This window comes from Ruegeria sp. AL2 (assembly GCF_056540845.1).
In genome coordinates this window covers 117,272-144,270 of the sequence record NZ_JBQFXM010000005.1, presented here as the reverse complement: position 1 = coordinate 144,270, position 26,999 = coordinate 117,272, and the positions used below count along the sequence as shown (strand labels likewise).

General features: G+C 58.8%; 30 protein-coding genes. 24 read left to right on the top strand and 6 right to left on the bottom strand.

From position 1 onward, the window contains the following. Both ACR0ID_RS09465 and ACR0ID_RS09460 read left to right on the top strand, forming a co-directional pair. The gene (locus tag ACR0ID_RS09465; RefSeq protein ID WP_480473747.1) at positions 1-456 is read left to right on the top strand and encodes a methylated-DNA--[protein]-cysteine S-methyltransferase; all 456 of its coding nucleotides are present in this window, start codon (positions 1-3) and stop codon (positions 454-456) included. A 76-nt stretch (positions 457-532) separates the two neighbouring features. Then, on the top strand, positions 533-1,000 hold the full coding sequence (locus tag ACR0ID_RS09460) for a hypothetical protein (protein ID WP_480473746.1): 468 nt from the start codon (positions 533-535) through the stop codon (positions 998-1,000). Positions 1,001-1,022: 22 nt separating this feature from the next. Here ACR0ID_RS09460 and ACR0ID_RS09455 read toward each other — a convergent pair whose 3' ends face one another. The 4 genes from ACR0ID_RS09455 to fsa form a co-directional block, all read right to left on the bottom strand. After that, on the bottom strand, positions 1,023-1,718 hold the full coding sequence (locus ACR0ID_RS09455) for a CDP-alcohol phosphatidyltransferase family protein (protein WP_480518798.1): 696 nt from the start codon (positions 1,716-1,718) through the stop codon (positions 1,023-1,025). A 69-nt stretch (positions 1,719-1,787) separates the two neighbouring features. Further along, positions 1,788-2,708 carry a tyrosine recombinase XerC gene (locus ACR0ID_RS09450; RefSeq protein ID WP_480494800.1) on the bottom strand — a complete coding sequence of 307 codons (921 nt, stop codon included), beginning with the start codon at positions 2,706-2,708 and terminating at the stop codon, positions 1,788-1,790. Beyond that, positions 2,705-3,412 (bottom strand): DUF484 family protein, encoded by a 708-nt coding sequence (locus tag ACR0ID_RS09445; RefSeq protein WP_480605022.1) that lies wholly within the window; start codon positions 3,410-3,412, stop codon positions 2,705-2,707. Before ACR0ID_RS09445 ends, ACR0ID_RS09450 begins: the two co-directional genes overlap by 4 nt. Before the next feature lie 197 nt (positions 3,413-3,609). Beyond that, positions 3,610-4,263, bottom strand: a complete 654-nt coding sequence (gene fsa / locus ACR0ID_RS09440; protein ID WP_209505487.1) for a fructose-6-phosphate aldolase — start codon at positions 4,261-4,263, stop codon at positions 3,610-3,612. Positions 4,264-4,351: 88 nt separating this feature from the next. Between fsa and ACR0ID_RS09435 the strand changes: the two genes are divergently transcribed. The 4 genes from ACR0ID_RS09435 to ACR0ID_RS09420 all read left to right on the top strand — a co-directional run bounded on the left by ACR0ID_RS09435 (position 4,352) and on the right by ACR0ID_RS09420 (position 9,255). Then, positions 4,352-6,547, top strand: a complete 2,196-nt coding sequence (locus tag ACR0ID_RS09435; RefSeq protein ID WP_480605020.1) for a primosomal protein N' — start codon at positions 4,352-4,354, stop codon at positions 6,545-6,547. A gap of 85 nt (positions 6,548-6,632) precedes the next feature. Continuing rightward, positions 6,633-7,865 (top strand): MFS transporter, encoded by a 1,233-nt coding sequence (locus tag ACR0ID_RS09430; protein WP_480473741.1) that lies wholly within the window; start codon positions 6,633-6,635, stop codon positions 7,863-7,865. Between the two features lie 65 nt (positions 7,866-7,930). After that, positions 7,931-8,809, top strand: coding sequence for a 50S ribosomal protein L11 methyltransferase (locus tag ACR0ID_RS09425; RefSeq protein WP_480605018.1), 879 nt, complete (start codon positions 7,931-7,933; stop codon positions 8,807-8,809). Between the two features lie 89 nt (positions 8,810-8,898). Then, complete coding sequence (locus ACR0ID_RS09420; protein ID WP_480473739.1) at positions 8,899-9,255, top strand: hypothetical protein; 357 nt, start codon at positions 8,899-8,901, stop codon at positions 9,253-9,255. 105 nt (positions 9,256-9,360) lie between these two features. On the opposite strand, the gene ACR0ID_RS09415 is transcribed toward ACR0ID_RS09420, so the two are convergent. Beyond that, on the bottom strand, positions 9,361-9,576 hold the full coding sequence (locus ACR0ID_RS09415; RefSeq protein WP_480483975.1) for a DUF1127 domain-containing protein: 216 nt from the start codon (positions 9,574-9,576) through the stop codon (positions 9,361-9,363). A 333-nt stretch (positions 9,577-9,909) separates the two neighbouring features. Between ACR0ID_RS09415 and ruvC the strand changes: the two genes are divergently transcribed. From ruvC to ACR0ID_RS09325, 18 genes are all read left to right on the top strand, one after another. Next, positions 9,910-10,407 carry a crossover junction endodeoxyribonuclease RuvC gene (gene ruvC, locus ACR0ID_RS09410; protein ID WP_480554489.1) on the top strand — a complete coding sequence of 166 codons (498 nt, stop codon included), beginning with the start codon at positions 9,910-9,912 and terminating at the stop codon, positions 10,405-10,407. Beyond that, positions 10,404-11,081 carry a Holliday junction branch migration protein RuvA gene (gene ruvA, locus ACR0ID_RS09405; RefSeq protein ID WP_480483973.1) on the top strand — a complete coding sequence of 226 codons (678 nt, stop codon included), beginning with the start codon at positions 10,404-10,406 and terminating at the stop codon, positions 11,079-11,081. The genes ruvC and ruvA overlap by 4 nt, the downstream gene beginning before the upstream one ends. Before the next feature lie 4 nt (positions 11,082-11,085). Then, positions 11,086-12,105: a Holliday junction branch migration DNA helicase RuvB gene (gene ruvB, locus ACR0ID_RS09400; RefSeq protein ID WP_480605015.1), complete on the top strand. Its 1,020-nt coding sequence runs from the start codon at positions 11,086-11,088 to the stop codon at positions 12,103-12,105. A gap of 64 nt (positions 12,106-12,169) precedes the next feature. After that, positions 12,170-12,793, top strand: a complete 624-nt coding sequence (locus tag ACR0ID_RS09395; RefSeq protein WP_480605013.1) for a hypothetical protein — start codon at positions 12,170-12,172, stop codon at positions 12,791-12,793. Continuing rightward, the gene (gene ybgC / locus ACR0ID_RS09390) at positions 12,790-13,173 is read left to right on the top strand and encodes a tol-pal system-associated acyl-CoA thioesterase (RefSeq protein WP_480518814.1); all 384 of its coding nucleotides are present in this window, start codon (positions 12,790-12,792) and stop codon (positions 13,171-13,173) included. Before ACR0ID_RS09395 ends, ybgC begins: the two co-directional genes overlap by 4 nt. A 109-nt stretch (positions 13,174-13,282) precedes the next feature. Continuing rightward, on the top strand, positions 13,283-13,978 hold the full coding sequence (gene tolQ / locus ACR0ID_RS09385) for a protein TolQ (RefSeq protein ID WP_209505518.1): 696 nt from the start codon (positions 13,283-13,285) through the stop codon (positions 13,976-13,978). A 2-nt stretch (positions 13,979-13,980) separates the two neighbouring features. Next, complete coding sequence (gene tolR / locus ACR0ID_RS09380; protein WP_480605011.1) at positions 13,981-14,457, top strand: protein TolR; 477 nt, start codon at positions 13,981-13,983, stop codon at positions 14,455-14,457. Positions 14,458-14,466: 9 nt separating this feature from the next. Further along, the gene (locus ACR0ID_RS09375; RefSeq protein WP_480605010.1) at positions 14,467-15,570 is read left to right on the top strand and encodes an energy transducer TonB; all 1,104 of its coding nucleotides are present in this window, start codon (positions 14,467-14,469) and stop codon (positions 15,568-15,570) included. Further along, positions 15,567-16,886 carry a Tol-Pal system beta propeller repeat protein TolB gene (gene tolB / locus ACR0ID_RS09370; protein ID WP_480473729.1) on the top strand — a complete coding sequence of 440 codons (1,320 nt, stop codon included), beginning with the start codon at positions 15,567-15,569 and terminating at the stop codon, positions 16,884-16,886. The genes ACR0ID_RS09375 and tolB overlap by 4 nt, the downstream gene beginning before the upstream one ends. A 72-nt stretch (positions 16,887-16,958) precedes the next feature. After that, complete coding sequence (gene pal / locus ACR0ID_RS09365; RefSeq protein WP_480518818.1) at positions 16,959-17,465, top strand: peptidoglycan-associated lipoprotein Pal; 507 nt, start codon at positions 16,959-16,961, stop codon at positions 17,463-17,465. A 4-nt stretch (positions 17,466-17,469) separates the two neighbouring features. Beyond that, positions 17,470-18,294 carry a tol-pal system protein YbgF gene (gene ybgF / locus ACR0ID_RS09360; RefSeq protein ID WP_480476809.1) on the top strand — a complete coding sequence of 275 codons (825 nt, stop codon included), beginning with the start codon at positions 17,470-17,472 and terminating at the stop codon, positions 18,292-18,294. Further along, positions 18,285-19,544 (top strand): tRNA lysidine(34) synthetase TilS, encoded by a 1,260-nt coding sequence (gene tilS / locus ACR0ID_RS09355; protein WP_480605007.1) that lies wholly within the window; start codon positions 18,285-18,287, stop codon positions 19,542-19,544. The genes ybgF and tilS overlap by 10 nt, the downstream gene beginning before the upstream one ends. 75 nt (positions 19,545-19,619) lie before the next feature. After that, positions 19,620-21,536 carry an ATP-dependent zinc metalloprotease FtsH gene (ftsH, locus tag ACR0ID_RS09350; RefSeq protein WP_480605005.1) on the top strand — a complete coding sequence of 639 codons (1,917 nt, stop codon included), beginning with the start codon at positions 19,620-19,622 and terminating at the stop codon, positions 21,534-21,536. A gap of 99 nt (positions 21,537-21,635) precedes the next feature. Further along, positions 21,636-22,232, top strand: coding sequence for an MOSC domain-containing protein (locus ACR0ID_RS09345; protein WP_480605003.1), 597 nt, complete (start codon positions 21,636-21,638; stop codon positions 22,230-22,232). A 144-nt stretch (positions 22,233-22,376) separates the two neighbouring features. Beyond that, the gene (locus ACR0ID_RS09340) at positions 22,377-24,053 is read left to right on the top strand and encodes a formate--tetrahydrofolate ligase (RefSeq protein ID WP_480518824.1); all 1,677 of its coding nucleotides are present in this window, start codon (positions 22,377-22,379) and stop codon (positions 24,051-24,053) included. A 55-nt stretch (positions 24,054-24,108) separates the two neighbouring features. After that, complete coding sequence (locus ACR0ID_RS09335) at positions 24,109-24,414, top strand: chorismate mutase (RefSeq protein WP_480496684.1); 306 nt, start codon at positions 24,109-24,111, stop codon at positions 24,412-24,414. Between the two features lie 51 nt (positions 24,415-24,465). Beyond that, entirely contained in the window at positions 24,466-25,356 is an 891-nt protein-coding gene (folD, locus tag ACR0ID_RS09330; protein ID WP_480554481.1) for a bifunctional methylenetetrahydrofolate dehydrogenase/methenyltetrahydrofolate cyclohydrolase FolD, read from the top strand. A gap of 372 nt (positions 25,357-25,728) precedes the next feature. After that, a complete protein-coding gene (locus tag ACR0ID_RS09325; protein ID WP_480605000.1) occupies positions 25,729-26,322 on the top strand; it encodes a LytTR family DNA-binding domain-containing protein in 594 nt (197 codons plus the stop codon). 2 nt (positions 26,323-26,324) lie between these two features. Here the strand turns inward: ACR0ID_RS09325 and pdeM are convergent, their stop codons facing one another. Continuing rightward, a complete protein-coding gene (gene pdeM, locus ACR0ID_RS09320) occupies positions 26,325-26,987 on the bottom strand; it encodes a ligase-associated DNA damage response endonuclease PdeM (protein ID WP_480604999.1) in 663 nt (220 codons plus the stop codon). Positions 26,988-26,999: the final 12 nt, after the last annotated feature.

Sequence of the window (26,999 nt, the reverse complement as noted above, 5' to 3'; positions counted from 1 at the left end):
ATGGCGATGATTGCAGTTGAAACTCAGTTCGGAAGACTCGGGATCGAGGAAACCGATGGTGCCCTCACGCGGCTGGTCTGGGACGGCGAGGACGAGGGCGAGCCGACCGCTCTGCTGCGCGAGGCGGCGGCGCAGTTGATGGCCTATGACGCTGGTCGGCTTGACCGCTTCGATCTGCCCTACCGCATTCATGGATCGCAGTTTCAAAGGCAGGTCTGTGATCTCATGTATGCCATTCCCCTTGGGGAAACGCGCACCTACGGGGATATCGCCAAGGCGTTGGGGCAACCGGCGCAACCGGTCGGTCAGGCCTGCGGGGCAAACCCGATCCCCGTTATTATTCCCTGCCACCGAGTGCTGGCCGCCAATGGGCTGGGCGGGTTTTCCGGGTGCGGCGGGATCGAGACAAAGGTTGCACTGCTGCGGCATGAACGGGCGGCGGGTCTTTTGATCTGAGCCTCGAAATTCGGTTGCAATCCGGTCCGAGGAAGCACAACTTATGTCAGTTGCTGAATTTGAAGGATCGCATTGAATGAGCACTGAAAATGATCGCGCAGCCCAGAAGAAGGCCATTATCGACCGGTTGATGTCGCTTGAGGCGGAGGAGCTTGCAACGGCGCAGGCCCATTACGATGCGTTTCTGAAGGATGCCCAACTGGACGACCGGGAAGGCCACGACAAGGATGACATAGCCGCATCGCGCGAAAATGCCGATCTGGCGGCTGCGTTTGACGCGCCTGTCCATGCGCATCATGCCAAGATCGATGTGATCGAGAATACCGATTTTGGGCTGACAGATACAGTCAAGCCGGGATCGGTGATCAGGTTCAACAACCGCAGCTTTGTCGTCTGCGTTTCGACGACCCGGTTTGAGGTGGGTGGAGATACATATATGGGGATTTCGACGCAAAGCCCGATCTATCTGGCCATGGCCGGTCTGCGCGCGGGTGACGTCTTTACCCATAACGGTACTGAATTTGAGGTTCAGGACGTTCTTTGAACCGGGTCCGGCAGCGCTCGTGTCAGGTACGGCGCTGCGGAATGACCTGTTGTGCGATACCCGCAAATGTCAGGTACAGGCTGGCGATGACCAGACCCCAGTGTGCCCAGCTTTCGGGATGAAAATCGACCCACGCGGCCCAGCCCGCAAAGAACGTCCATGCAAGGGCGACCGGCAAGGTCACACTGCGCCAGCGTTCGGTGCGCACAGGGTGAACGAACTTCAAAGGTAGAAACATCGCAAGCGACAGCAGTGTGACCAGCAGCAGGATGATCCAGAAATTGGGTTCAAGCGCGAAGATCACGACAACGAACATGTTCCAGCATCCGGGAAAGCCGGAAAAGGAATTGTCCTTGGTTTTCATGCGGGTGTCCGCGAAATACATCGCGCTGGCGAAGGTGATGACGATGATTGCGAACCAGCCGGTCCACCCATCCATCAATCCGGATTTGAACAGCGCAAAGGCTGGAATGAACACATAGGTCAGATAATCGATAATCAGATCCAGCAAGACACCGTCAAACTCGGGCGCGTTCTTTTTGACGTGATAGTGCCGCGCCAGCGGACCGTCGATGCCATCAACAACGAAAGATACAACCAGCCAAAGGTACATTAGGCTCCATTTCTCTTCCACGGCGGCCAGCATGGCCAGCATTGCGAAAACAGCACCTGTGGCAGTGAAGAGATGAACGGCAAGAGCTTTGAATCTGAGTGTCATGTTAGGGTCATGACCGATGCACGCCAGAGATGCAAACCAAAAGCCCGAGGTTTCTGTTCGATGTATCGGTCACGCCTTGGGGTGCGCACGGTTGTAGACCTCCATCAGCCGCGCGGTATCCACTGCGGTATAGGTCTGTGTGGTTGACAATGAGGCGTGCCCCAACAGTTCCTGTATGGCCCGCAGATCTCCTCCGGCGGACAGCAGATGGGTTGCAAAGCTGTGCCGCATGGCATGAGGTGTGGCGGTTGATGGCAGCCCCAGTTGCATCCGTGCCTTAGCCATGACGCCCTGAATTGCGCGCGGGTTCAGAGGGCCGCCACGGACGCCCCGGAACAGGGCTGCGTCCTTCGCTTGCGGGTGGGGACAAAGCTGAAGATACCGGTCAACCGCATCTCGGGCGGCTGGAAGAACCGGAACGATCCGTTCCTTGTCGCCCTTCCCGACAATGCGCAATGTCTCGGGCAAGGGCGCGTCTGCACCGGTCAGAGACAAGGCCTCGGATATCCGCAGGCCGCATCCATAGAGAAGCGTGACAACCGCAACATCACGGGCCGCGACCCAGTCGGACACAGATTGCAGCTCGACCGTGTCAATCATGGCGCGCGCGGCGTCTTCGGCCAGAGGGCGGGGCAGTTTCTTGGTGAATTTGGGCGCGCGGGTCGACAGAACGGCGGTGGGTTCAAATCCCTCTCGCTCGGCCAGCCAACGATAGAAGCTTTTGACGGCGGACAGTTTGCGCGCAAGGGATCGCGCGCCGATATCCCCGCTGCGCTGATCTGCCATCCAGGCGCGCATGTCCGAGACGGTGATCCGTTCCAGCGCCTTCAACCCTTGTCGTTCCCCGTGATGAAGGGTCATGAAAGACAAAAACTCGGTGACATCGCCGCGATAGGCGGTCTGGGTGTTCTGGGACCGCCCCGCCAGCGCGCCCAGAGTGTCCAGCCAGTGCTGGAGCGCGTCGCGGCAAGCAGGTGAGATAAGGTTCACGACAGCCAGTGGCGCATCGAGCGTTCGAATACGCCGGAAAAGAAGGTGAGAAGATCGGTGCCGAGTTGCGGTGTGAAATGCCGCGGATCACGGGCCCCCATGACGATCATGCCCGGCAGGCGACCCGGACCGAGGTCCAGCTTCAGGCAGGCTTCCGAGCGCAACTGATCCGCCAGTGCGCCGAAAACACGTCGGTTCGGCTGATGAGTTTCGCGCAAGGTCACGTCGCGGACAGGGCCGCCGCGACCATTGGTCAGGTATTGGTTGATGAAGCCGGGCTCTGCGATCGTCAGAACGCCTCCAAGCCTGTCGACGGCAGGATCGTTCTGAACCACGGTGGTTTCCAGAACCAGCGTGATATGGTCAACCCGCAGGATATTTGCGACATCGGCGCCAAGGGCACGCAGGAAATCCTCGAATTCGACGGGTTCCAGCAAGCGCAAAATCGCGCGGTGTACCTGATTGGTGCCTGCAAGGTTTTCATAGGCCGCAGCGATGACCGAGCGGTGGGTATCTTCCAACCGGTCCAGCCGCGCCTCGAGCCGCTGCATGGCAATGCCGCGCAGGTCGATCACATTATCACCCCGGGCGCGTTCGTTCGCGGCCACAAGGGCTTGCATCAGGTCCTTGTCGTCCAGAACGACGTCGGGCTCGGCCAGAATTGCCGCGCGGAGATTATCCTCGAGTTTGGGATTGCTGCTCATGTCCTGTCCGGTCTTTTTTTGTTGGGCGGCTTATAGCATGCTGAACCGGATTTGCCTTGGGAAAAATGCACGCAAGAGTGGATTTCCCCGGATGCTGTGGCGGATAGGCTCCCGCCTGCCACGCCTGATCGCAGATCAGGCTTTGGGCCGTTGGGCCGGGCACGGCGCCTGATAGCGCCGCGCGGTTGCACACCAGATCAGAGGATTTTCTGACCGGTTTTGGCCCAGTCTGCCAGAAATGTTTCCAGACCTTTGTCAGTCAGCGGGTGATCGGCCAGTTTCTTGATCACGGCTGGCGGCGCGGTGATGACGTCGGCACCAATGCGGGCACTTTCAGTAACGTGGTTCACGGTGCGGATTGAAGCGGCCAGAATTTCGGTTTCGAATCCGTAATTGTCATAGACCTGACGGATGTCGGCGATCAGATCCATGCCATCCAGGTTGATATCGTCCAGACGACCGATGAAGGGCGAGATGAAGGTCGCACCCGCTTTTGCAGCCAGAATCGCCTGATTGGTCGAAAAGCACAGGGTGACGTTGACCATCTGTCCTTCATCGCTGAGCGTCTTGCAGGTTTTCAGACCGGCCCATGTCAGCGGAACCTTCACTGCGATATTCGGGGCAATCTTGGCCAGCTTGCGGCCTTCGGCGATCATGTCGTCAGCTTCGGTCGCGACAACCTCGGCGGAAACGGGACCGTCGACCAGATCGCAGATCTCTTTGGTTACTTCCAAAATGTCGCGGCCCGATTTCAGGATCAGCGAGGGGTTGGTGGTCACGCCGTCCACCATGCCCAGATCGTTCAGTTCAGCGATGGCGTCAATCTCTGCAGTGTCTACGAAGAATTTCATGAGGGCAGTCCTTTGATGGGTTGGCCTTGGTCGCGGATGGCTTTACCTCAAAGAGAGCCATGCTGGAACCCCCTGCAAAGGATATGCTGTGAGCGCTAACGGATTTTTCGACGAGGGAGAGCTGATTGCGGTGCTGACAACGCAACCGCTTGACCGGACGTTGGATTACAAAGCGCCCGAAGGAGGGTGCTTTCTGGGTGCGTTTGTCGAGGTGCCACTTGGTCCGCGCAAGGTGTTGGGCGTGGTCTGGGGGCCGGGGCAGGGCGGTTTCGATCTGAACAAGGCGCGATCGGTGATCCGTGTGCTGGAAGTTGCACCGATGCGCGAGGAAATGCGGGCATTCCTCGGCAAGGTTGCCGACTATACCCTGACACCGATGCCCGCGATGCTGCGGCTGGCGACCCGCGCGCCGGGGCTGGGTGACCCGCCGTCCATGCGCAAGATCTATCGTTTGGGAGCCACCCTGCCAGACCGGATGACCGACGCCAGAACCCGTGTACTTGACGTGTTGCGCGACTATGGCGGGTTGGCATTCACGTTAAAGGAACTGGCGGAACAGGCAGGGGTAACTTCGTCCGTTGTCAAAGGCTTAGTCAAGCAAGGCGCGGTTCGTGAAGAAGACAGCCCGCGCGACCTGCCGTATCCGCATCTTGATCCCGATTTGCCGGGAAAAGAGCTGACCGAGGATCAGGCAAGTGCGGTTGCGCAGCTTCGCGCCGGGCAACGGACGGGGAATTACGGCACGACGCTGCTGAAAGGCGTGACGGGTTCCGGCAAGACCGAAGTCTATCTGGAGGCCGTGGCCGAAGCGCTGCGCATGGGGCGGCAGGCGCTTGTCCTTTTGCCTGAAATTGCGCTGACCGCAGAATTCCTGACACGGGTTGAAGCGCGGTTTGGCGCGCGCCCTGCCGAGTGGCATTCGGGCGCGACCATGACTGAACGCAGGCGGGTCTGGCGGATGGTCGGGCAGGGGGAAGCTCAACTGGTTGTTGGCGCGCGGTCAGCCCTGTTTCTGCCATTTCGCAATCTGGGGCTGGTCGTGGTGGATGAGGAACACGACACGTCGTACAAACAAGAAGACGGGGTTCATTACAGCGCGCGTGACATGGCGGTCCTGCGGTCTGCCATCTGCGGTGCGCGGGTGATTCTGGCCAGCGCAACCCCATCGCTGGAAAGCTGGGCGAATGCTGAGGCAGGTAAATATGATCGGGTCGACCTGACTTCGCGTTTCGGGGCGGCAGTGTTGCCCGAGATGAAGCCCATCGACATGCGGGCCGAACAGATGCAGGCCGGAACGTGGATATCTCCGACTTTGCGGCAAGCGGTGCAGCAGCGGATCGAAAAAGGCGAACAGTCGCTGCTGTTCATCAACCGCCGTGGCTATGCACCGGTTACCCTGTGCCGTGCGTGCGGAGAACAGATCGCCTGCGACCATTGCGACGCGCGCATGGTGGAACACAGGTTCCTGAAGCGTTTGATGTGCCACCAATGCGGTGAGACCAAGCCGATGCCCGAGATATGCCCTTCCTGCGGGGTCAAGGGCAAGCTGGCCCCGGTGGGGCCGGGGATTGAGCGTTTGGCCGAAGAGGCCGAGGTGACTTTCCCCGAGGCCAAAATTGCCATGCTAAGTTCTGATCTGTTCGGCTCAGCCCGCGCACTAAAGGCCAAGATCGAAGAGATTGCGGCCGGGGATGCCGATATCGTTGTCGGAACGCAGCTGGTGGCCAAGGGGCACAACTTTCCCAAGCTGACATTGGTGGGGGTGATCGACGCGGATCTAAGTCTGCATGGCGCAGACCTGAGGGCTGCCGAGCGAACATTTCAGTTGATGCGGCAGGTTGCGGGGCGTGCCGGTCGGGCTGAAAAACCGGGGCAGGCGCTGTTACAGACTTTTCAGCCGGAACATCCGGTGATCCGGGCGATTCTGTCGGGTGACGAAGAGGGCTTTTGGAAGGCCGAGGCCGCCGGTCGGCAAGCGGCCGGTGTGCCACCCTATGGACGTATGGCAGGGATTGTTCTGTCAGGGCCAGAGGTCGGCCCGGTCTTTGACATCGGCAATGCCATGGCGCGCAACGACGGTCCATTGCGCCAGATCGGTGCACAGGTGTTTGGCCCCGCCCCGGCGCCGATTGCCCGTATTCGCGGACGTCACCGTGTCCGCCTGTTGGTCAAGGCACCCAAGGGCGCACCAATCCAGGATGCTATCGCCCGTTGGATTGCCCCGTTACGCCTGAAAGGCGATATCCGTCTGACCGTCGATATCGATCCACAAAGCTTTTACTGACGGTGACGTCTGCATTAACGCAGGGCCATTGTGCGCCGGTCGCTTCCCCCTCGCCAAAGTTGGGAAATGGGCGTAGAGGATTCTCATGCTGAAACCTATGCCCCTTGCCGAGGCGCAGAGCCTTCCGTTCTGGCGTCGTCCTGTCACGCTTCTGTTCGTGATGGCCTTGACCATGCCCATCGCGTTCAATGCGTGGAGCGCGCTGTTGAACAACTTCGTCATTGAGGCAGCGAATTTCGACGGGGCCGATATCGGCCTGCTGCACACGGTGCGCGAGATTCCGGGCTTTCTGGCGGTCGGCGTGATTGCCGTCATCATTTTCATTCGCGAGCAGGTGCTGGCCATGATCTCGCTGATGATGCTTGGGGTCGCAACGGCTTTTACGGCCTGGTTCCCAAGCCTCGGCGGATTGCTGTTCGTGACCTTGTTCAGTTCAATCGGGTTTCATTACTATGAGACTGTAAACCAGTCGCTTCAGTTGCAATGGCTTCCCAAGGATCGCGCGCCGCAGATATTGGGATGGCTGGTCGCAATGGGCTCGGCTGCAACGATGGTGGTTTACGGGCTGATCGTTCTGACCTGGGAGCGGTTCGATCTGTCCTATAACTTTGTCTTCATGGCTGCTGGCGGTGCAACAGCTTTGCTAGCCCTGTTTTGCCTGTTTGCCTTCCCGCAATTCGATGCCCCTACACCGCAAACCAAGAAACTGATCCTACGCCGCCGGTACTGGCTGTATTACGCGCTGCAATTCATGGCCGGTGCGCGGCGACAGATCTTTGTCGTCTTTGCCGGGTTCATGATGGTCGAGAAGTTCGGCTTTGAAGTGCATGAGCTGACCAGCCTGTATCTGATCAACCTGATGATCAACATGATGGTTGCCCCGTTGCTGGGTAAAGCGGTGGCCAAGTTTGGCGAACGGCGCACGTTGATCTTTGAATACACCGGTCTGGCGATCGTGTTCGCAGCCTATGGTGGCATCTACTGGTTTGGCTGGGGCGTGCTGTTGGCGGCGACGCTCTATGTCATAGACCATGTTCTGTTTGCGCTGGCGCTGGCGCTGAAAACCTATTTCCAGAAAATCGCCGATCCGGCGGATATTGCGCCAACTGCCGCAGTCGCGTTCACGATCAACCATATCGCCGCGGTTTTCTTGCCCGCGTTGCTGGGTTTGCTCTGGGTCATGTCGCCAGGCGCCGTATTTGGCCTAGCGGCGGCGATGGCGGTCGTTTCTCTGCTGCTGTCCCTGCTGGTTCCACGCCACCCGGAACCGGGCAATGAGACCGTCCTGAGCAAATACGCGCCAGCTCCGGCGGAATAGGTCGCAAGCTTGACGTTGGCGGCGCACCGTCCTACGCGCAGTGCCAACTGAAACAGGAGTTCCCCATGCCCACATTCACTGCGCTGACCACGCTGACAGGTAAGAAAGCCGCCGAAGGTCTGGGCGAAGCGATGGAGCGGCTGGAGCCCGAACCAACCGGCGTCGGTGTGTTCGAGGTCGAAGATGGCTCGGGCCTGTGGGAAGTGGGTGGGTATTTCACAGAAGCCCCTGACGAGGCCGCGCTGGCCGTTCTGGCAGTTGCCTTTGAAGCCAAACCTTTTGTTGTGTCGGAATTGCCTGAAACCGATTGGGTGGCCCATGTGCGGCGCGAGCTTGCCCCGGTTGAGGCGGGCCGCTTTTTTGTCTATGGCAGCCACGATGCCGACAATCTGCCCGACGGTCGCATTCCACTGCTGATCGAGGCGGCAATGGCCTTTGGCACCGGGCATCACGGTACCACGCTGGGATGTCTGAAAGCTCTGGACCGGTTGTTGGATGAAGGATTCAGTGCCTCGAAAGTAGCGGATATCGGTTGCGGCACGGCCGTACTGGCCATGGCGGCAGCCCGGGTATGGGATGGTGATTTCATTGCCAGCGATATCGACGAAGTGGCCGTTGAAGTGGCCGAAGCCAACCTGAAGGCAAACGGTATGTCCGGCGCGGTTCGGTGTGTTGAAGCCGCAGGTTTCGATCATCCCGACCTCAAGGCGCACGCGCCATACGATCTGATCTTTGCCAATATCCTCAAAGGGCCTCTGGTGGCCTTGTCACCCGAAATGGCAGCGAATCTCCGCCCAGGTGGGCATGCGATCCTGTCGGGAATCCTTAACGAACAGGCCGATGACTTGGTTTCCGTTTATTCACAAAACGGGTTCGATCAGACCTATAGGGCCGAGATTGGTGAGTGGACGACCCTAATTTTAACCAAACAGGGCGCGAATTAGGCCATTTGCAGGAGTTTTATAGGTTTTTGCCACGTTTTTGTCGCAATCTCTTTTTACCGTTTTCTGAATGAAGTCGAGGGGGGCGGTTTTTGGAGGCTGCCATGACGGGTAAACAACTGGAGTTCAATCAGCGCGTAAATCGCCTGAACAAGAAACACCAAAAGATGAGCCGTGGCTATCGTGCGACGATGCGCAAGGATGGCCTGGTTGTGATGAGGCCGCAGCGGGTGAGCTCGGCGGTGCCAGCAAAGGTGCTGTTGCTTACGCTTGTGGGGTTCTTCGCTTTCAAAGCATTTCTTTTGTCCCACCTTAGTCCCACCGGCTATCAATATCGGATCGACAGCCTGAACGAAGGCACACCAGTCGAAAAAGCCGGTGCCTGGGTGATGCAAATCGATCCTGTGTCGCAAGCCCTCGCCACTCAGCTGAACAAAGTTTTCTACTAATCCGCTCCCTCGGATTAAAAAACACCGCGTACCCTTACGGTGCGCGGTGTTTTTGTGTGCCCCTCAAGGGAGGAGAAAGGGGCATATAAGTGTTGGGGTCGGTTCTTAGCGGCGACCTTCGGCAATGATGTCGATGTCACCACGGCACAGGCCGATATCATCCAGTTCGCGGTCGGTCAGACCGGTCAGCGCGTTGCGGGTTACGCGGGCGTCATTCCATTCAACTGCGGCGTTAACGGCCGATACGAAAAATGCGCCGATACGGCCAACAAGGCCGAACGAGCCAGTGGTAGCGACGCGGGTTGTGTCCAGTGCAGCCATATCCTGTTTCCTTCTGGTTAGTGTTCACATTGCATTTCTGCGATCTGCGGGGCATCTAGTGCCGCCATTTCGTTCGCACAAGTTCAGTTTTTGCATGTGTCCTATGCGTTTTCTGCAAGGCTTCACGAAGTTGTAATCCCCTTAAACAATTGGTGAAAAAGCCTTTGAGAAAGTGTCGAATTCAGACTTCACTGGGTCGCAAAACGCGCCCGAAGTCGCGCCTGAAACACGCGTGTCGTTTTCAGCCCTGGGGTCAATTCGCTTGGAAAATGTTCACGCTTCGTGCTAGGCGTTGAAAAAAGATCACACAACCCGAGCAGGCCGAGGCAAAACATGCGAATTCTGGGCATCGATCCGGGGCTTAGAACCCTGGGATGGGGCGTCATCGAATCAAATGGCAGCCGCCTGAGCCATGTGGCCAATGGATTATGCAAATCGGATGGCGACGATCTGGGCGAGCGGTTGCTGTCGCTGCACAATCAGATTGTCGAAGTGATTGCGGATCACAGGCCCGATCAGGCTGCTATCGAACAGACATTCGTGAACAAGGACGGGGCCGGAACCCTCAAGCTTGGGCAGGCGCGTGGCGTGGCGTTGCTGACGCTGGCACAGGCCGGTCTGCCGGTGGGGGAATATGCACCCAATCGGGTCAAAAAGACCGTGGTGGGCGTGGGTCATGCCGAGAAAGAGCAGGTTATGCACATGGTCAAACTGCAATTGCCGGGCTGTTTGCCAAAAGGGGCCGACGCGGCGGATGCACTGGCGATTGCAATCTGCCACGCCTATTACGGAAAGACGCAACAGGCGCGTATGAAAGAGGTGCGGGCATGATCGGAAAACTGACAGGGCGGCTGGATTATCGTGCGGCAGATCATGTGCTGATCGATGTCCGGGGCGTCGGCTATCTTGTCTATTGTTCCGACCGGACCTTGGCGGCATTGCCGGGGGTGGGCGAGGCGGTCTCGATCTACACTGACATGGTTGTCCGCGAAGACCTGATGCAGCTTTACGGGTTTCTGTCGCTTGTCGAGAAAGAGTGGCATCGCCTGCTGTGCTCGGTCCAGGGGGTCGGCGCGAAGGTGTCGCTGGCGATCCTGAGTGCATTGGGACCCGACGGTGTCAGCCGCGCAATTGCCCTGGGGGACTGGGGTGCGGTAAAGGCGGCCAAGGGGGTCGGGCCAAAAACAGCCCAGCGGATCGTGTTGGACCTCAAGGACAAGGCGCCGGGTGTGATGGCCATGGGTGGCACGATTACTCAGGCGCTGGACGGCCCGGAACTTGAGGTTGTTGAGCCGAATGATTCTACGCCCGCACCTAGACGTGTATCGAAACCGCCATCAGGTGCTGCGGCCGCGTCTGCCGGGGCGTTGTCGGCGCTGGCCAATCTTGGATATGGGCCGTCCGACGCGGCGGGCGCTGTGGCTGAAGCGGCTGCAAGCCAGCCGGATGCGGACGAGGCTGATCTGATCCGCGCGGCCCTCAGGCTGCTGGCTCCGAAAGGGTAAGTGAATGGTTGACGCTGATCCCACCCTGCGCCCGGAGCCCCTGCCGGAAGACAATGACCGCGCCTTGCGTCCTCAGGGGCTTGATGAATTCATTGGTCAGGCTGAGGCGCGCGCCAACTTGCGCATCTTTATCCAGTCAGCCCGGCAACGCGGCGAGGCGATGGACCACACCTTGTTTCACGGACCTCCGGGGTTGGGCAAAACGACCCTCGCGCAGATCATGGCGCGTGAATTGGGAGTGAACTTCCGCATGACCTCAGGCCCGGTTCTGGCCAAGGCGGGGGATCTGGCAGCGATCCTGACCAATCTTGAATCGCGTGACGTGCTGTTCATCGACGAGATTCACAGGCTCAACCCAGTTGTGGAGGAAGTGCTGTACCCGGCCATGGAAGATTTCGAGCTGGATCTTGTTATCGGCGAAGGTCCTGCTGCGCGCACCGTTCGGATCGAACTGCAGCCATTCACACTGGTGGGGGCCACCACACGGATGGGCCTGCTGACAACGCCCTTGCGTGACCGGTTTGGTATCCCGACCCGGCTTCAGTTCTACACGGTGGATGAGTTGCACGAAATCGTCACCCGGAACGCGCGGAAACTGGGTGCGCCCGCGGATAACGATGGTGCGCGCGAAATCGCGCGCCGGTCGCGTGGAACCCCGCGTATCGCCGGGCGATTGCTGAGACGCGTTGTGGATTTCGCGATTGTCGAAGGGGACGGGCGGATCACACGTGACCTGGCCGATGGTGCCTTGACCCGTCTGGGCGTTGATAATCTGGGTCTTGATGGTGCGGACCGGCGGTATCTGAAGCTGATTGCCGAAAACTACGCAGGCGGCCCGGTTGGGATTGAAACCCTGTCTGCCGCGCTGTCCGAAAGCCGCGACTCGCTTGAGGAGGTGATCGAGCCCTATTTGCTGCAACAGGGGCTAATCCAGCGTACTCCGCGCGGGCGGATGTTGGCGCAGAAGGCGTGGACGCATCTTGGGATGGCCGTGCCCAAGCGGCAAAGCGATCTGTTCGGTTGAAGCCCGCGCACTTAGATTTTATGCCTTTCGGCGAGAGTATTTTTAAAAAGATGAAGGGCTGGCGGTGACACCGGAAGAAATTGAGGCGCTGTTCACACGCGAAAGCGGCGAGTTTCTGTTTGCGCGCTGGGGGCGGCCGATAGTTCCGATCGTTTTTGGCGTTGAAGACGAGACGCTAGCCACCGTAAAGGGGGCTTTTGAAGCTGTTGTCACGCTGGCCGGTCACCAAATGGGCGAGACGGACCCTGAACTTGGCGCGAATTGCATGGTTTTCTTTTTCCGGGACTGGCAGGAGCTGCTGGAAGTACCGGACCTTGATCGTCTGGTCCCGGATCTGGAACCTTTGGTTGCACGGCTGGTCGCGGCAGATGCAAACCAGTACCGCATTTTCCGGTTCGAAGAAGATGGCGCGATCCGCGCGGCGTTTGTGTTTCTGCGCATGGACAAGGAATTGTCGAAGGTTCCGGCTGAAACCCTTGCGCTCAATCAAGTCGTGCAGACAATCTTGCTCTGGTCGGACACTGCATTTCGCAATAAATCTCCACTGGCAATCGCAGGTGAGGCCACGATCCTGCGTCCCGACATCGCGTCCTTGATCCGGGCGGCCTATGATCCGGTTTTGCCACGGGCGGCACAGGATGCCTCGCACGCGTTAAGGCTGTTTGCCCGTCTGGAGACGTTGCAATGAAACATACCTACCCCATCCGCGTGTATTATGAAGACACCGACATGGGTGGGGTTGTCTATCATGCGAACTACCTGCGCTATATCGAGCGCGCGCGCTCGGACTGGGTGCGTAATCTGGGCAATGACCAAAACGCCATGCGAGAAGAAGGCATTGTTTGGGTCGTGCGGCGGCTCGAGGCCGAGTATCTGGCGCCTGCAAGGTTCGATGATGAATTGATTGTCGAAACCGAAGTTACCGAAATCTCGGGCGTGCGTCTGACCATGGCACAGCTTGTCCGACGCGGTGAGACCGAAATATTTCGTGCAACAGTCACGGCCGTTTGCATCAATAAAGCAGGCAAGCCGATCCGTTTGCCGGCAGAGATTCGCGCATTGATGTAACAATTTGCGGACCGTGGGTGGTTCTGTTGGCTTTTCATGACCAACTGAGATAGCGTTTGGCAAAACAAGGCCAAACGAACGGCCATCAGGCAAAACAAAGAGCAGGTTCATGGAAGCTGAAACGCTGGCGCTGGCGCAGGAGATCGACTTCTCCATGTGGGGGCTGTTTGCCCGCGCGACCTTTATCGTCAAACTGGTGATGCTGGTACTTACCGGCGCATCCATATGGTCCTGGGGGATCATCATTCAGAAGCTGATCAACTATCGCGCGGCCCGACGCGAGGCGCAGGTTTTTGATGAAAGCTTCTGGTCGGGCAACCCGTTGGATGAGTTGTTCGAGCAGATCGGAACCCAGCCGGATGGCAGTTCGGAAAAGATCTTTGCGTCAGGCATGATCGAATGGCGCAGGTCGCATCGCAATGATGGCGGGCTGATTGCCGGGGCAACCGCGCGTATCGACCGGTCGATGGATGTCGCCATCGCGAAAGAGGCGGAAACCTTGCAAAAAGGGCTTCCCATTCTGGCGACTGTTGGCTCCACAGCTCCGTTTATCGGGCTGTTTGGCACCGTTTGGGGCATCATGAATGCGTTCATCGAGATTGCCGAGCAGCAAAACACCAACCTTGCTGTGGTGGCTCCCGGCATCGCCGAGGCGTTGATGGCGACAGGGTTGGGCCTTTTGGCGGCGATCCCGGCGGTGATTTTCTACAACAAACTCAGCGCCGATAGTGACCGGATCGTTGGCGGCTATGAAGCCTTTGCGGATGAATTCGCAACCATCCTGTCGCGCCAGTTGGACAGCTGACGATGGGCGTTGCGATCCAGCAATCTTCGGGCGGCAATGGGCGCAGACGTGGTCGGCGTCGCGGTCGCGCGCAGCCGATGGCCGAGATCAATGTGACCCCTTTCGTGGATGTCATGCTGGTATTGCTGATCATCTTCATGGTGGCCGCGCCATTGCTGACGGTTGGTGTTCCGGTCGATCTGCCCAAGACCGCGGCCAGTGCGCTGCCCGGCGACAACGAAGAGCCTTTGACCGTCACTCTGACCGCAGACGGCCGCGTGCAGATCCAGACCACCGATGTGTTGCGCGAAGAGTTGATTGGCAAGCTGCGTGCCATTGCGGCAGAGCGGAGCAGCGACCGGGTTTTCCTGCGGGCCGATGGCGCAATCCCTTATGCACAGGTGATGCAGGTCATGGGTGCACTGAACGCGGGCGGTTTTTCCAACGTTGGCCTTGTGACCGATACCGGTGGGCCGACGCTGGATGAAGGTGGAGAGTGAGGTCGCACGGTGGATACCGGCACCAAGATTTCAGCGATTGCGCATGTCAGCCTGATCGGATGGGCGATGTTCGGCGGCACCTTCAGGTCCGAACCGTTGCCGATGGCTGTGCAGGACGTCTCAGTGATCACGGCTGAACAATTCGCGGCGATGACTGCCCAGCGGGATGCGCCGGAAGTCCCCGAAGTGCCGACCGCGTTGCAACAACCGCCCCAACCGGAGGCTGTGACCAAACCGCCGGAATCCGTGATTGACGAACAGCCGCGCCCTGAACCTGTTGCACCGGCTGAACCAGAACCAGAGCCAGAGCCCGTCATCGTGGAAGCGCCGCCAGAACCCGAGGTTCCTGACGAGCCTCCGGTTCTGACGGAACCTCAGGTCGAGCCTGTTGCACAGCCTGCGCCGCCTGGTCCGGAGGCACAGCCGCGCCCCTCGGATCGCGTCGCGCCCGAGGCAATAGCTCCGCCACCGCCCGAGGCAAAACCTGATGATTTTGAAACGCCGCCGGTATCCCTGGATGAAGGCGCAGAAGTTCAGCAGGAACAGCAGGATCAGACCGCGCCGCAAGAGGCAGCCCCGGAGATTGTGACCGAGGCCGAGGAAACCAAGGAACAGTCGCCCCTGACATCTCCGCGACCGCGCGTGCGTCCAAACCGGCCAAGCCCGCCATCCGAACCCGCTGTGGCCAAAACGCCTGAGGCGACCCCGGAACCTGAGAAACAAACCGATGAAACGGCAATCAACGACGCCCTGGCCGAAGCCTTGGGCAGCGGGTCCGAACCTTCTGGTCCACCGCTGACCAGCGGAGAGAAAGACGCGATGCGACTGGCCGTCTCTGGATGTTGGAATGTGGGTTCCTTGTCCACAGATGCGCTGAACACTGTGGTTGTTGTCGCGTTTTCGTTGAACCGTGATGGTACGGTCGTCGGCGGCAGCGTTCGGATGCTGGACAGCTCTGGCGGCTCGGCGGGAGCCGTTAAACAGGCCTACGAGGCTGCGCGACGTGCTATTTTGCGCTGCGGGGCCAAAGGATATGATTTGCCTGCTGACAAATACGAACATTGGCAGGATGTTGAGATTACATTTAACCCCGAGAGGATGCGGATCAAATGATGAAGCTTCTGACCAGCCTCTTTGTCGGCCTGACACTGATGTCTGCGCCGGTTTATGCACAGAGCGGGCCTTTGCGTCTGGAACTGGATGAGGGGATTATCGAACCCTTGCCCTTTGCCGTTCCGAATTTTGTGCCGGACGGCCCGGCCGCAGCTCAGTTCGCGCAAGATATCTCGCGCGTGGTGGCGGCTGACCTGACCGGGACCGGGTTGTTCCGCGAGATATCCTCGGATGCGTTCATCAGCCGGGTCAGTAGCTTCGAAGCTCCGGTTCAGTTTGCGGATTGGAAGGCGATCAACGCTGACGCCCTGATCACGGGCGCTGTCAATGTGTCCGGTCAGAAACTGACGGTCCGGTTCCGGGTGTGGGATGTGTTTTCGGGCCAGGAACTGGGCAATGGCCTTCAACTGGCAGGTACCACCGACGGGTGGCGGCGCATGGCGCATAAGGTGGCCGATCAGGTCTATAGCCGGATCACAGGTGAAGGCGGTTATTTTGACAGCCGCGTTGCCTTTGTTTCGGAAAGCGGTCCGAAGGACCAGCGCCTGAAGCGTTTGGCGATCATGGATTACGATGGCGCGAATGTGCAGTACATGACTGACAGCGCCGCCATCGTTCTGGCGCCCCGGTTCTCACCCACCGGTGACCGGCTGCTTTATACCAGTTATGAAAGCGGCAGCCCGCGCATTTACGTGACTGAAGTCGGGCGCCCGAAACCACGGGAACTGAAGACGCAGGACGGGACCATGAGCTTTTCGCCACGGTTCTCGCCGGATGGCCGGTCGATTGTCTATTCGCTTATTCAGGGCGGCAATACCGACCTGTGGAAAATGGATATCACCTCGGGGCAAAGTACGCGCCTGACCAACACGCCCGCAATTGAAACAGCTCCCAGCTATTCGCCGGATGGTGGCCGGATTGTCTTTGAAAGCGACCGCTCCGGCACGCCGCAATTGTACGTAATGGCAGCAAACGGGGGCGAAGCCACGCGGATCAGCTTTGGCGCGGGTCGCTATGGTACGCCGGTCTGGTCGCCGCGAGGCGACCTGATCGCCTTTACCAAGCAGAACCAGGGCCGGTTCCATATCGGCGTGATGCGCATCGACGGATCAGAAGAACGTTTGCTGACAGCGTCTTTCCTGGATGAAGGCCCCACCTGGTCGCCCAATGGCCGGGTCATCATGTTCACCCGCGAAACGCAGGGGGCCAGCGGTAGGGCATCGCTTTACTCGGTGGATATCTCGGGCAGGAACCTGCGGCCGGTACGTACACCGGACGGGGGGAGCGATCCGTCTTGGGGCCCATTGCAGAATTGATCGCAGCAAAGTTCACAACAAATCGTCCCTGTGGTAGACAGGCGGCAATAAACATAACACGAGGCACCTGAAATGAACGTATTGAGCAAAGTTCTGGCGCTGGGCGCGCTGAGTGTGATCGCCGCCTGCACAAGTAATGACCCCTCGGCCTTGGGCGGCGGTGGTAGCGGGGGCATTGGATCCATTGTCCCCGGATCACCGAGTGATCCGCGCTCGCCGGCGTATTTCCAGCAAACGGTCGGGGACCGTGTCCTGTTTGCCGTTGACCAGTCGACCTTGTCGCCCGAGGCGCAAACAGTGCTGCAAGGGCAGGCAGACTGGTTGCTGGCCAATCCGGATTTTGTCGCAACGATTGAAGGCCACGCGGATGAGCAGGGCACACGGGAATACAACCTTGGTTTGGGTGCCAAACGCGCTAATGAGGCACGAGAATACTTGATTTCACGCGGAGTTGCGGGCAGCCGCCTGAATACCGTGAGCTATGGCAAGGAACGCCCGATCGAGATTTGCAGCACCGAGGAATGTTATTCCAAGAACCGCCGTGCGGTAACGGTTCTGACCGGGTCAACTCTGGGGTAATATGATGCGCATTGCAGGATGGGTTTTGGCGGCGGTTGTGGCGACGGCTGGTGTTGCACAGGCACAGGATCAGCAAACTCTTGCAGATATCCGTCAGGAACTAACGGTGCTACATGTGGAAATTCAGCGTTTGAAACGCGAGTTTTCTACCACGGGTTCACCTGCACCGAACCTGTCCGGCAGTTCGGTCCAAGAACGCGTTGTCGCGATCGAAGCGGAATTGCAGCGCCTGACCCGCCAAACCGAGCAGTTGAACCAGCGGGTGCAGAACATTGTCACTGACGGCACCAACCGAATCGGTGACCTTGAGTTCCGGCTGGTCGAACTGGAAGGCGGCGATTTGACGACATTGGGTGAGACCTCGACATTGGGTGGTGACACGGCCGCTGTGATCACCGGGCCAACAAGTATCGAAACGCCAACGGCGACCGATCATGGTGAACTGGCCATAGGTGAACGTGCTGATTTTGATGCAGCCTCGCAAGCGTTGGCCGATGGCGATTTCCAGACTGCTGCCACGTTGTTTGCGCAGTTTGAAACAAGCTATCCCGGCAGTCCGCTGGCGCCCGAAGCCAACCTGAAACGCGGTCATGCCCTTGAAGGGATTGGCGACACGCGCGAAGCAGCCCGAGCATTCCTGGCCAGCTTCACGGGTGATTCCGAGGGCGCATTTGCACCCGAGGCGTTGTACGAACTGGGTGCGGCGCTTGGCCGTTTGGGACAGACTGATCAGGCCTGCATCACTCTTAATGAGGTCGGAGTACGCTTTCCTTCTGCGCCAGAGTTTTCGAACGCCACGCAGGAGATGACCGCGTTGGGATGTACTTGAACCATCACTCCAGCAAACTACTTGCAGACCTTCGCGCCCGGCTACCCGAAACACTTCCGCGCAAGTTGGGTATTGCAGTTTCGGGAGGCGGCGATTCTGTCGCCTTAATGCACCTTTTGCATCATGTGGCGCAGGATGAGGCTATCACCCTTTTCGTTGCCACGGTCGACCACGGGTTGCGCCCCGAATCCGCGCGCGAGGCCGAAACGGTATCCCGGCAGGCGGCTGCGTTGGGGATGCCTCATGACACGCTGCGTTGGTCGGGATGGAACGGTACCGGCAACTTGCAGGACCGCGCACGTCAGGCGCGGTATGATTTGTTATCCGAATGGGCAAAGGGCCGCGGAATCGATGCCATTGCGCTGGGTCACACCGCAGATGATCAGGCGGAAACACTGTTGATGCGGTTGGGCCGATCATCCGGGGTCACGGGCCTGTCCGGAATGGCGGCTATTCGGAAACAGCGGGGGCTGACGATACTGCGCCCGATGCTGGGGATTGCCCGTGAACAGCTGCGCACCTATCTGACTGGGGCTGGCGTGGCATGGGTGGACGACCCTTCGAATCAGGATGCCCGTTTCGATCGGATCAAGGCGCGCGAAGCTTTGGGTGGTCTAGAACCTTTGGGAATTGATGCGCTTTCATTGTCCCGCGTGGCTGACAATCTGGCGCAGGCACACACGGCACTTGGCATCTGTGCGCAAGAATCCGCACGGTCCGTGGCGCAAGTGGATCAAAGTGACGTGAGGGTGAACCGGGCCGGATTTGCCGCGTTGCCCCTTGAGATTCGGCGCCGTGTCCTGCTGGGAATCCTCTCGTGGGTTGCCGGGTCGGGTTATCCCCCGCGTCAGGCGGCAGTGGATCGGGCGATGGATGCAGTTGCGAATGGGCAATCGGCGTCAGTGGGCGGTTGTCTTATTGTTCCACACGGCGGGAGTGTTTGGATTTGCAGGGAATTTAATGCCGTGAAATCTCAGTTGGCCGCACCCGGTGCTGTGTGGGATGGCAAATGGCGGCTGAGCGGACCGGCAACAATGGGCGCAGAAATCCGTGCTTTGGGGGGTGAGGGGTTGCAACAGGTGCCCGAGTGGCGGGCAACCGGGCGTCCCAGGATAGCTTTGACAGCGACGCCTGCGGTTTGGAATGCGGATAGGGTGCTGGCCGCCCCGCTTGCGGGTCTCGCGAATGGTTGGCATGCCAGTCTTGCGTCAGATTGGCCCGAGTTCCACACATCTTTTTTATCGCATTGAACATACGACAAACCTCTCTATTTTAAGAGGTAACTTGGCAGCGTCTCACCTGCCGGAACTTTTAGGAGAATTTCCTTGGGCAACGCTCGCAATATCGCGTTTTGGGTCGTTTTGTTCCTGCTCATCCTTGCACTGTTCAATCTGTTCAGTGGACCGGGCGGAACGCTTCAGAGCAACGAGAAAACCTATTCCGACTTTGTCGGTGCCGTCCAAAGCGGTGAAGTCAAGAATGTGACCCTGGATGGTGAGCAGATTCGCTATACCCTGCAAAGCGGTGCCAGCTATGTCACGATCAAACCCGGCGACGCCGAAGTGACCAAGCTTCTGATCGAGGAAAACATACCAGTCCAGGCCGTAAAACAGCAGCAATCAGGGTTTCAATCGTTCCTGATCACGCTGCTGCCTTTCCTGCTGCTGATTGGTGTCTGGGTCTATTTCATGAACCGGATGCAGGGCGGCGGCAAAGGTGGCGCGATGGGCTTTGGCAAATCCAAGGCCAAGATGCTGACTGAAAAGCATGGCCGCGTGACCTTTGATGATGTTGCCGGTATCGACGAAGCCAAGGAAGAGCTGGAAGAGATTGTCGAGTTCCTGCGAAACCCGCAGAAGTTCAGCCGCCTTGGTGGCAAGATCCCCAAGGGCGCGCTGCTGGTTGGCCCTCCGGGTACCGGTAAGACGCTGCTGGCCCGTGCCATTGCGGGTGAGGCGGGCGTGCCGTTCTTCACCATCTCGGGTTCGGATTTTGTCGAAATGTTCGTTGGTGTGGGTGCGTCTCGCGTGCGCGACATGTTCGAGCAAGCGAAAAAGAATGCGCCCTGTATCGTGTTTATCGATGAGATTGACGCTGTGGGTCGTCATCGCGGCGCCGGGTATGGCGGCGGCAATGACGAGCGTGAACAAACGCTCAACCAGTTGCTGGTCGAAATGGACGGGTTTGAGGCCAACGAAGGTGTGATCATTCTGGCAGCCACCAACCGCAAGGACGTTCTGGACCCTGCGCTGCTGCGACCGGGCCGGTTCGACCGTCAGGTCACAGTCGGCAACCCGGACATCAAGGGCCGCGAGAAAATTCTGGGCGTTCACGCACGCAAGACGCCGCTGGGCCCCGATGTAGATCTGCGCATCATCGCGCGCGGTACGCCGGGCTTCTCGGGTGCGGATCTGGCCAACCTCGTGAACGAGGCCGCGTTGATGGCGGCGCGCGTGGGCCGTCGCTTTGTCACCATGGAAGATTTTGAAAACGCCAAGGACAAGGTGATGATGGGGGCCGAGCGCCGCTCGATGGTGCTGACTCAGGATCAGAAAGAAAAAACAGCCTATCACGAAGCGGGTCATGCTGTTGTTGGTATGTCTCTGCCCATGTGCGATCCAGTCTACAAGGCGACCATCATACCGCGCGGCGGCGCGCTGGGCATGGTGGTTTCGCTGCCGGAAATGGATCGCCTGAACTATCACCGGGATGAGTGCGAACAAAAGCTGGCGATGACCATGGCGGGTAAAGCTGCCGAAGTCATCAAGTATGGCGAAGATCACGTGTCGAACGGGCCTGCCGGGGACATCATGCAGGCCAGCCAACTGGCACGTGCCATGGTGATGCGCTGGGGAATGTCGGACAAGGTCGGCAATATCGACTATGCCGAGGCCCATGAGGGATACCAGGGCAATACTGCCGGTTTCTCGGTATCGGCTCATACCAAGGAACTGATTGAAGAAGAGGTAAAGCGCCTGATCCAGCAAGGCTATGAACAGGCGCACAAGATTCTGACCGATCATAACGAAGAATGGGAACGTCTGGCCCAAGGTTTGCTGGAATACGAAACGCTGACCGGTGACGAAATCAAACGCGTCATGAACGGGGAATCGCCCGGCGACAGCGATGACCGGAACGACAAGTCGGACGAGGGCAGTGCGCCCAGCGTCACAGCCATCCCCAAGACCAAGGCCAAGAAATCACCGCCTGAGGGCGGGATGGAACCTGAACCGACAGCATAACCAGCAAGAACCCGGGCTCTGACCCGGGTTTTTTCTCTTTCCATCAGAGCGTTACTGGGCATTATGCGCTGGCAGACACCAATGGGTAGGGAAGCGCGTATGTCGTTTTTGCGGGAAACCGAATTTGCAGCCGAAGTCGTTTGGCTGGGCCTTGTTCCTGCCGGCGGATCGCTTCGTGCCAAGCCCGTGGAGTTGCTGGATCTTGGGTTTGAGGGCGCGAAAGGCGAACGGCACGAAGGTCTGAACCGTGCGTCCTGTGTTCGGGTCTCGAACCTCTATCCCAAGGGCACTGAAATCCGCAATGTTCGTCAACTTTCGGTGCTGTCCTTGGAAGAGTTGCAGCAGATCGCGCAGAACATGGGGCTGGACCAGCTTGACCCGTCTTATCTGGGCGCATCCATAGTGCTGAAAGGTGTTCCGGATTTCTCGCACATTCCGCCGTCCTCGCGCCTTCAGGCGGTCAACGGGCTGACGATCACTGTGGATATGGAAAACGCACCCTGCGTATTGCCCGGTCGCGAAATCGAAGCGGTTCATCAGGGGTATGGTGCAGGGTTCAAACCCGCTGCCGTCGGGCGCCGGGGTGTCACGGGATGGGTCGAACGTCCCGGGCGCATTCAACTGGGCGATCACCTCAAGCTCTTTGTTCCGGACCAGCCTGCCTGGAGCCCCGAAAATATGCAGGTTTCCGATTAGTTACCGATGAAGTGACCTGACGACGCTTCGCGACGCCAGAATGTCGGAATCCATGGCTAATCAGATTGTACACAAGGGTATGGAATGCGTAGCGCCGACGTTAGACGTCGGTTTTGCACGGTATTCAATCAAGGACCCCGGCCAATGAGCTATAAATCCGACATCGAAATTGCGCGTGAAGCGAATAAGAAGCCGATCCAGGAGATCGGCGCGAAGCTTGGAATATCCAGTGATGATCTGTTGCCGTATGGGCATGACAAGGCGAAGGTGAGCCAGGAGTTCATCAACTCGGTGCAGGGTCGTGAAGACGGCAAGCTGGTGCTGGTGACGGCGATCAACCCGACGCCTGCGGGTGAGGGCAAGACGACCACGACGGTTGGTCTGGGTGACGGTCTGAACCGGATCGGCAAGAATGCGATGATCTGTATCCGCGAGGCCTCGCTGGGTCCGAACTTCGGCATGAAGGGCGGCGCTGCAGGGGGCGGCTATGCGCAGGTTGTTCCGATGGAAGAGATGAACCTGCACTTCACCGGCGATTTCCACGCGATCACCTCGGCCCATTCGCTGCTGTCGGCGATGATCGACAACCACATCTACTGGGGCAATGAATGCGAGATCGACACCCGCCGGGTCGCATGGCGTCGTGTGGTCGACATGAACGACCGCGCCCTGCGCCAGATCACTGCCAGCCTGGGCGGCGTGTCGAACGGGTTTCCGCGCGAAACAGGTTTTGACATCACAGTGGCGTCCGAGGTCATGGCAATCCTGTGCCTGTCAAACGACCTGAAGGACCTGGAAAAGCGTCTGGGTGATATCATCGTGGCTTATCGCCGCGACAAGACGCCGGTCTATTGCCGCGACATCAAGGCCGAAGGCGCGATGACCGTTTTGCTGAAAGACGCAATGCAGCCGAACCTGGTGCAGACGCTGGAAAACAACCCGGCCTTTGTCCATGGTGGCCCGTTTGCCAACATCGCGCATGGCTGCAACTCGGTCATTGCCACCAAGACCGCGCTGAAAGTGGCTGACTATGTGGTGACAGAGGCGGGCTTTGGCGCCGATCTGGGTGCCGAGAAGTTCATGAACATCAAGTGCCGCAAGGCGGGCATTGCGCCCTCTGCCGTGGTTCTGGTTGCCACCGTGCGCGCGATGAAGATGAATGGCGGCGTCGCCAAAGCCGATCTGGGCGCGGAAAACGTCGCCGCGGTCAAGGCGGGCTGCGCCAACCTGGGCCGTCACATCGAGAACGTGAAGTCGTTCGGTGTTCCGGTTGTTGTCGCCATCAACCACTTTGTCACCGACACCGATGCCGAGGTTCAGGCGGTGAAGGATTATTGCGCCTCTCACGGGGTCGAGGCGATTCTGTCGCGCCACTGGGAACTGGGCTCGGAAGGGTCTGCTGATCTGGCCCGCAAAGTTGTGGAGATCGTCGAAGGGGGCTCTGCGAACTTCGCGCCGATCTACCCCGACGAAATGCCGCTGTTTGAGAAGATCGAAACCATCGCCAAGCGCATCTACCGCGCCGACGAGGTTCTGGCCGACAACAAGATCCGCACGCAGCTGAAAGAATGGGAAGCAGCGGGGTATGGCAACCTGCCGGTCTGCATGGCGAAAACCCAGTACAGCTTCTCGACCGACCCGACCCTGCGGGGCGCGCCCACCGGCCATTCGGTCCCGGTGCGTGAGGTCCGCCTGAGCGCGGGTGCGGGCTTTGTCGTGGTTGTCTGCGGTGAGATCATGACCATGCCGGGCCTGCCCCGCAAACCGGCCGCGGAAACCATCTGCCTCAATGACGCAGGTGAGATCGAGGGCTTGTTCTAAGTCGCTGAATAAGACATTTCATGGTCCGGAACCCCCGGGCCATGAGGAGACGATGATGCCCACTCTGACACCGCCGCAGGACTGCCATTCGATGCGGGATCTGCGGGTTCAGATCGACAGGCTTGACCACCAGCTGATCGGGATGCTGGTGAGGCGCGCAAGCTATATCGACCGCGCGTCTGAGCTGAAGCCGGGCGAGGGCCTGCCCGCCCGCATCCCGGACCGGGTCGAGGATGTGGTGCAAAAGGTGCGCGCCAGTTCGCAGGCGGCGGGGATGGACCCCGATTTGTCCGAAACGCTCTGGCGCATTCTGATTGACTGGTCGATTGCACGTGAGGAACGTGTGCTCGGCCCCGAGTAAAGACCGGGCGCGTTCTGCGCCCGTTTGGGTTTTGAAAGAAGGGACCAAAGGATGGTAGCGCAGGTTATCGACGGGAAGGCCTTTGCCGCCAAAGTGCGCGCGCAGGTGGCCGATCAGGTTGCAAAGCTGAAAGAGGAAAACGGCATCACCCCCGGCCTGGCCGTGGTTCTGGTGGGCGAGGATCCGGCCAGCCAGGTCTATGTCCGCTCGAAAGGCAAGATGACCGTCGAGGTCGGCATGAACTCGTATGAGCACAAGCTCGATGTGGAGACCTCCGAGGCGGACCTGCTGGCGCTGATCGACAAACTTAACACTGATCCGGCGGTGCATGGCATTCTGGTACAGCTGCCGCTGCCAAAACACCTGAACGAGGATCTGGTGATCAACTCGATCGATCCGGCCAAGGATGTGGATGGGTTCCACATTTCGAATGTGGGCCTGCTGGGCACCGGTCAGAAATCGATGGTGCCCTGCACCCCGCTGGGTTGCCTGATGATGCTGCGCGATCACCACGGGTCGCTGTCGGGCATGGATGCAGTTGTCATCGGTCGCTCGAACATCGTGGGCAAGCCGATGGCGCAGCTGCTGCTGGGGGACAGCTGCACTGTGACCATCGCGCATTCGCGCACCAGGGACCTGCCGGATGTGGTGCGCCGCGCCGATATCGTCGTGGCCGCTGTCGGCCGCCCCGAGATGGTGCCCGGCGACTGGATCAAGGAAGGCGCCACCGTGATCGACGTGGGCATCAACCGCATCGAACGCGATGGCAAGACCAAGCTGGTCGGCGATGTCGACTATACCAGCGCCGCCGAGCGCGCCGGCGCCATCACCCCCGTCCCCGGCGGCGTCGGCCCCATGACCATCGCCTGCCTGCTGGCCAACACCCTCACCGCCTGCTGCCGCGCAAACAAACTCCCCGAACCAGAAGGCCTGACCGCCTGATACACGCGGGGCCGGATCGGACCCTTCGGACCGGCCCCCTTTTTTGGCAGGCAAAGCTCCAGCCAAATCGCCCCCTGACTGCATGGGCAAAGCACCCTGAATGGGTTTGACAGCCGAACAAATCGTGATATCCCTGTAATCCCAGCTGGTTACAGGTGAAGGCACTATTGTGTTTGACACATTCGGGGTGAGCTATGCTAATTCATGCACAAAAGCGGTATGACGTCTAAAATAAGTATAATCCTGAAGGCATTTTCACCGCAACGTGTGGTGGCGGGTTTGGTCTTTCTTCCTTTACTTGCATATGCGTTTCCACCCTTCCTTGATTCTGACCTGTCATTTGGACTGCGGCTTGTATTCTGGGCGGGAGTGATGGTCCTTGCTTTGACGGTTACCGGGCTTGCCAGAAAGCTGATGCGGAAGAACCCCGTTTTCCTGAATGTTCCGGCGAGGGATCTGGCATTTGTTTCTTTGACCTTGGCATTGTTCACGCCTTCACTTTGGATGTTGGCCTGGGTTCTTTTCACCTGTGGTGGATATATGGCGCCGGACGCCGAGAGGATTGTGGTTTATGGCGCTTTGTTCGCGACAGGCTTGATGCTTGTACAGCGCAACGATCTGAATGCCGCGGCAATTACTGAATCTGATCTTGAAAAACCACGACTTGTCAAACGCTTGCCACCCCGATTCAACGGGCAGATCTATCGCTTGACCGTTCGGGATCACAACGTGGATGTTGTCACCTCAGAAGGCACCTTCACGCTCCGGTCGCGTTTCACAGATGCGATTGCCGAGATGGAGCCTGTCCCGGGTCATTGCTCGCACCGTTCGCATTGGGTCACCGACGCATCCATTGTAAGTGTCGAAAGGGAAGGCAGTAAAACCTTTCTGAAATTGATCAATGGTGATCTGGTTCCGGTCAGCCGGAAATACAAACCGATGCTGGAAAAGGATGGCCTGATCTGAACCTATTGCAGCATTGGCAACATGTATGGACGCGGACCTGTGAGGATCGCCATCGCCTGCGATCCCATCAGTGCCGACAGCACTTGATCAGAGCTGCGAAGCCCCCCGGTAAAAGCGCCATAGGCCGGAAGTATCAGGCGATGATCATTCAGCAGAAAAGCGGGGCGTGAAATATGACGCCCCTTGACCCTGATCCGGACTTTTGGATGGTAATGGCCAGAAACTTCGCCTCGCGCGGGATCCTGCGCGATATGACGGAAAACAAGCGGGCCACGGTGCCATTCGAACAGATGGGTTCCCCCCAGCTCAATAGGACCGGGATCGTGGTTCCCCTCAATCCAGATCCACTGACGTCCGGACTGTAAGGTCGCGATCCTCAGCATTTCTGATTTTGGCAGCGCCCGGGCAGCCTCAAGATCATCGAAGCTGTCGCCCAGACATACAATGGTTTTGGCGTTCGTTTGTCCCAGGTCATCTTTCAGGCGGTCCAGCGTTTCACGGCTGTCATAAGGCGGAAGTGAAGGCCCACCACGCCGCGCGACGCGCTCGGATTTACCCAGATGCAAGTCCGACACGCACAGCAAGCTTTCGTCTGGCCACCAAAGCGCACCGGACGGCAAAGCACACAGGCGCTGACCCGCAAAGGGAAACTCAAGTTTGTTCATGATACGTTCTTG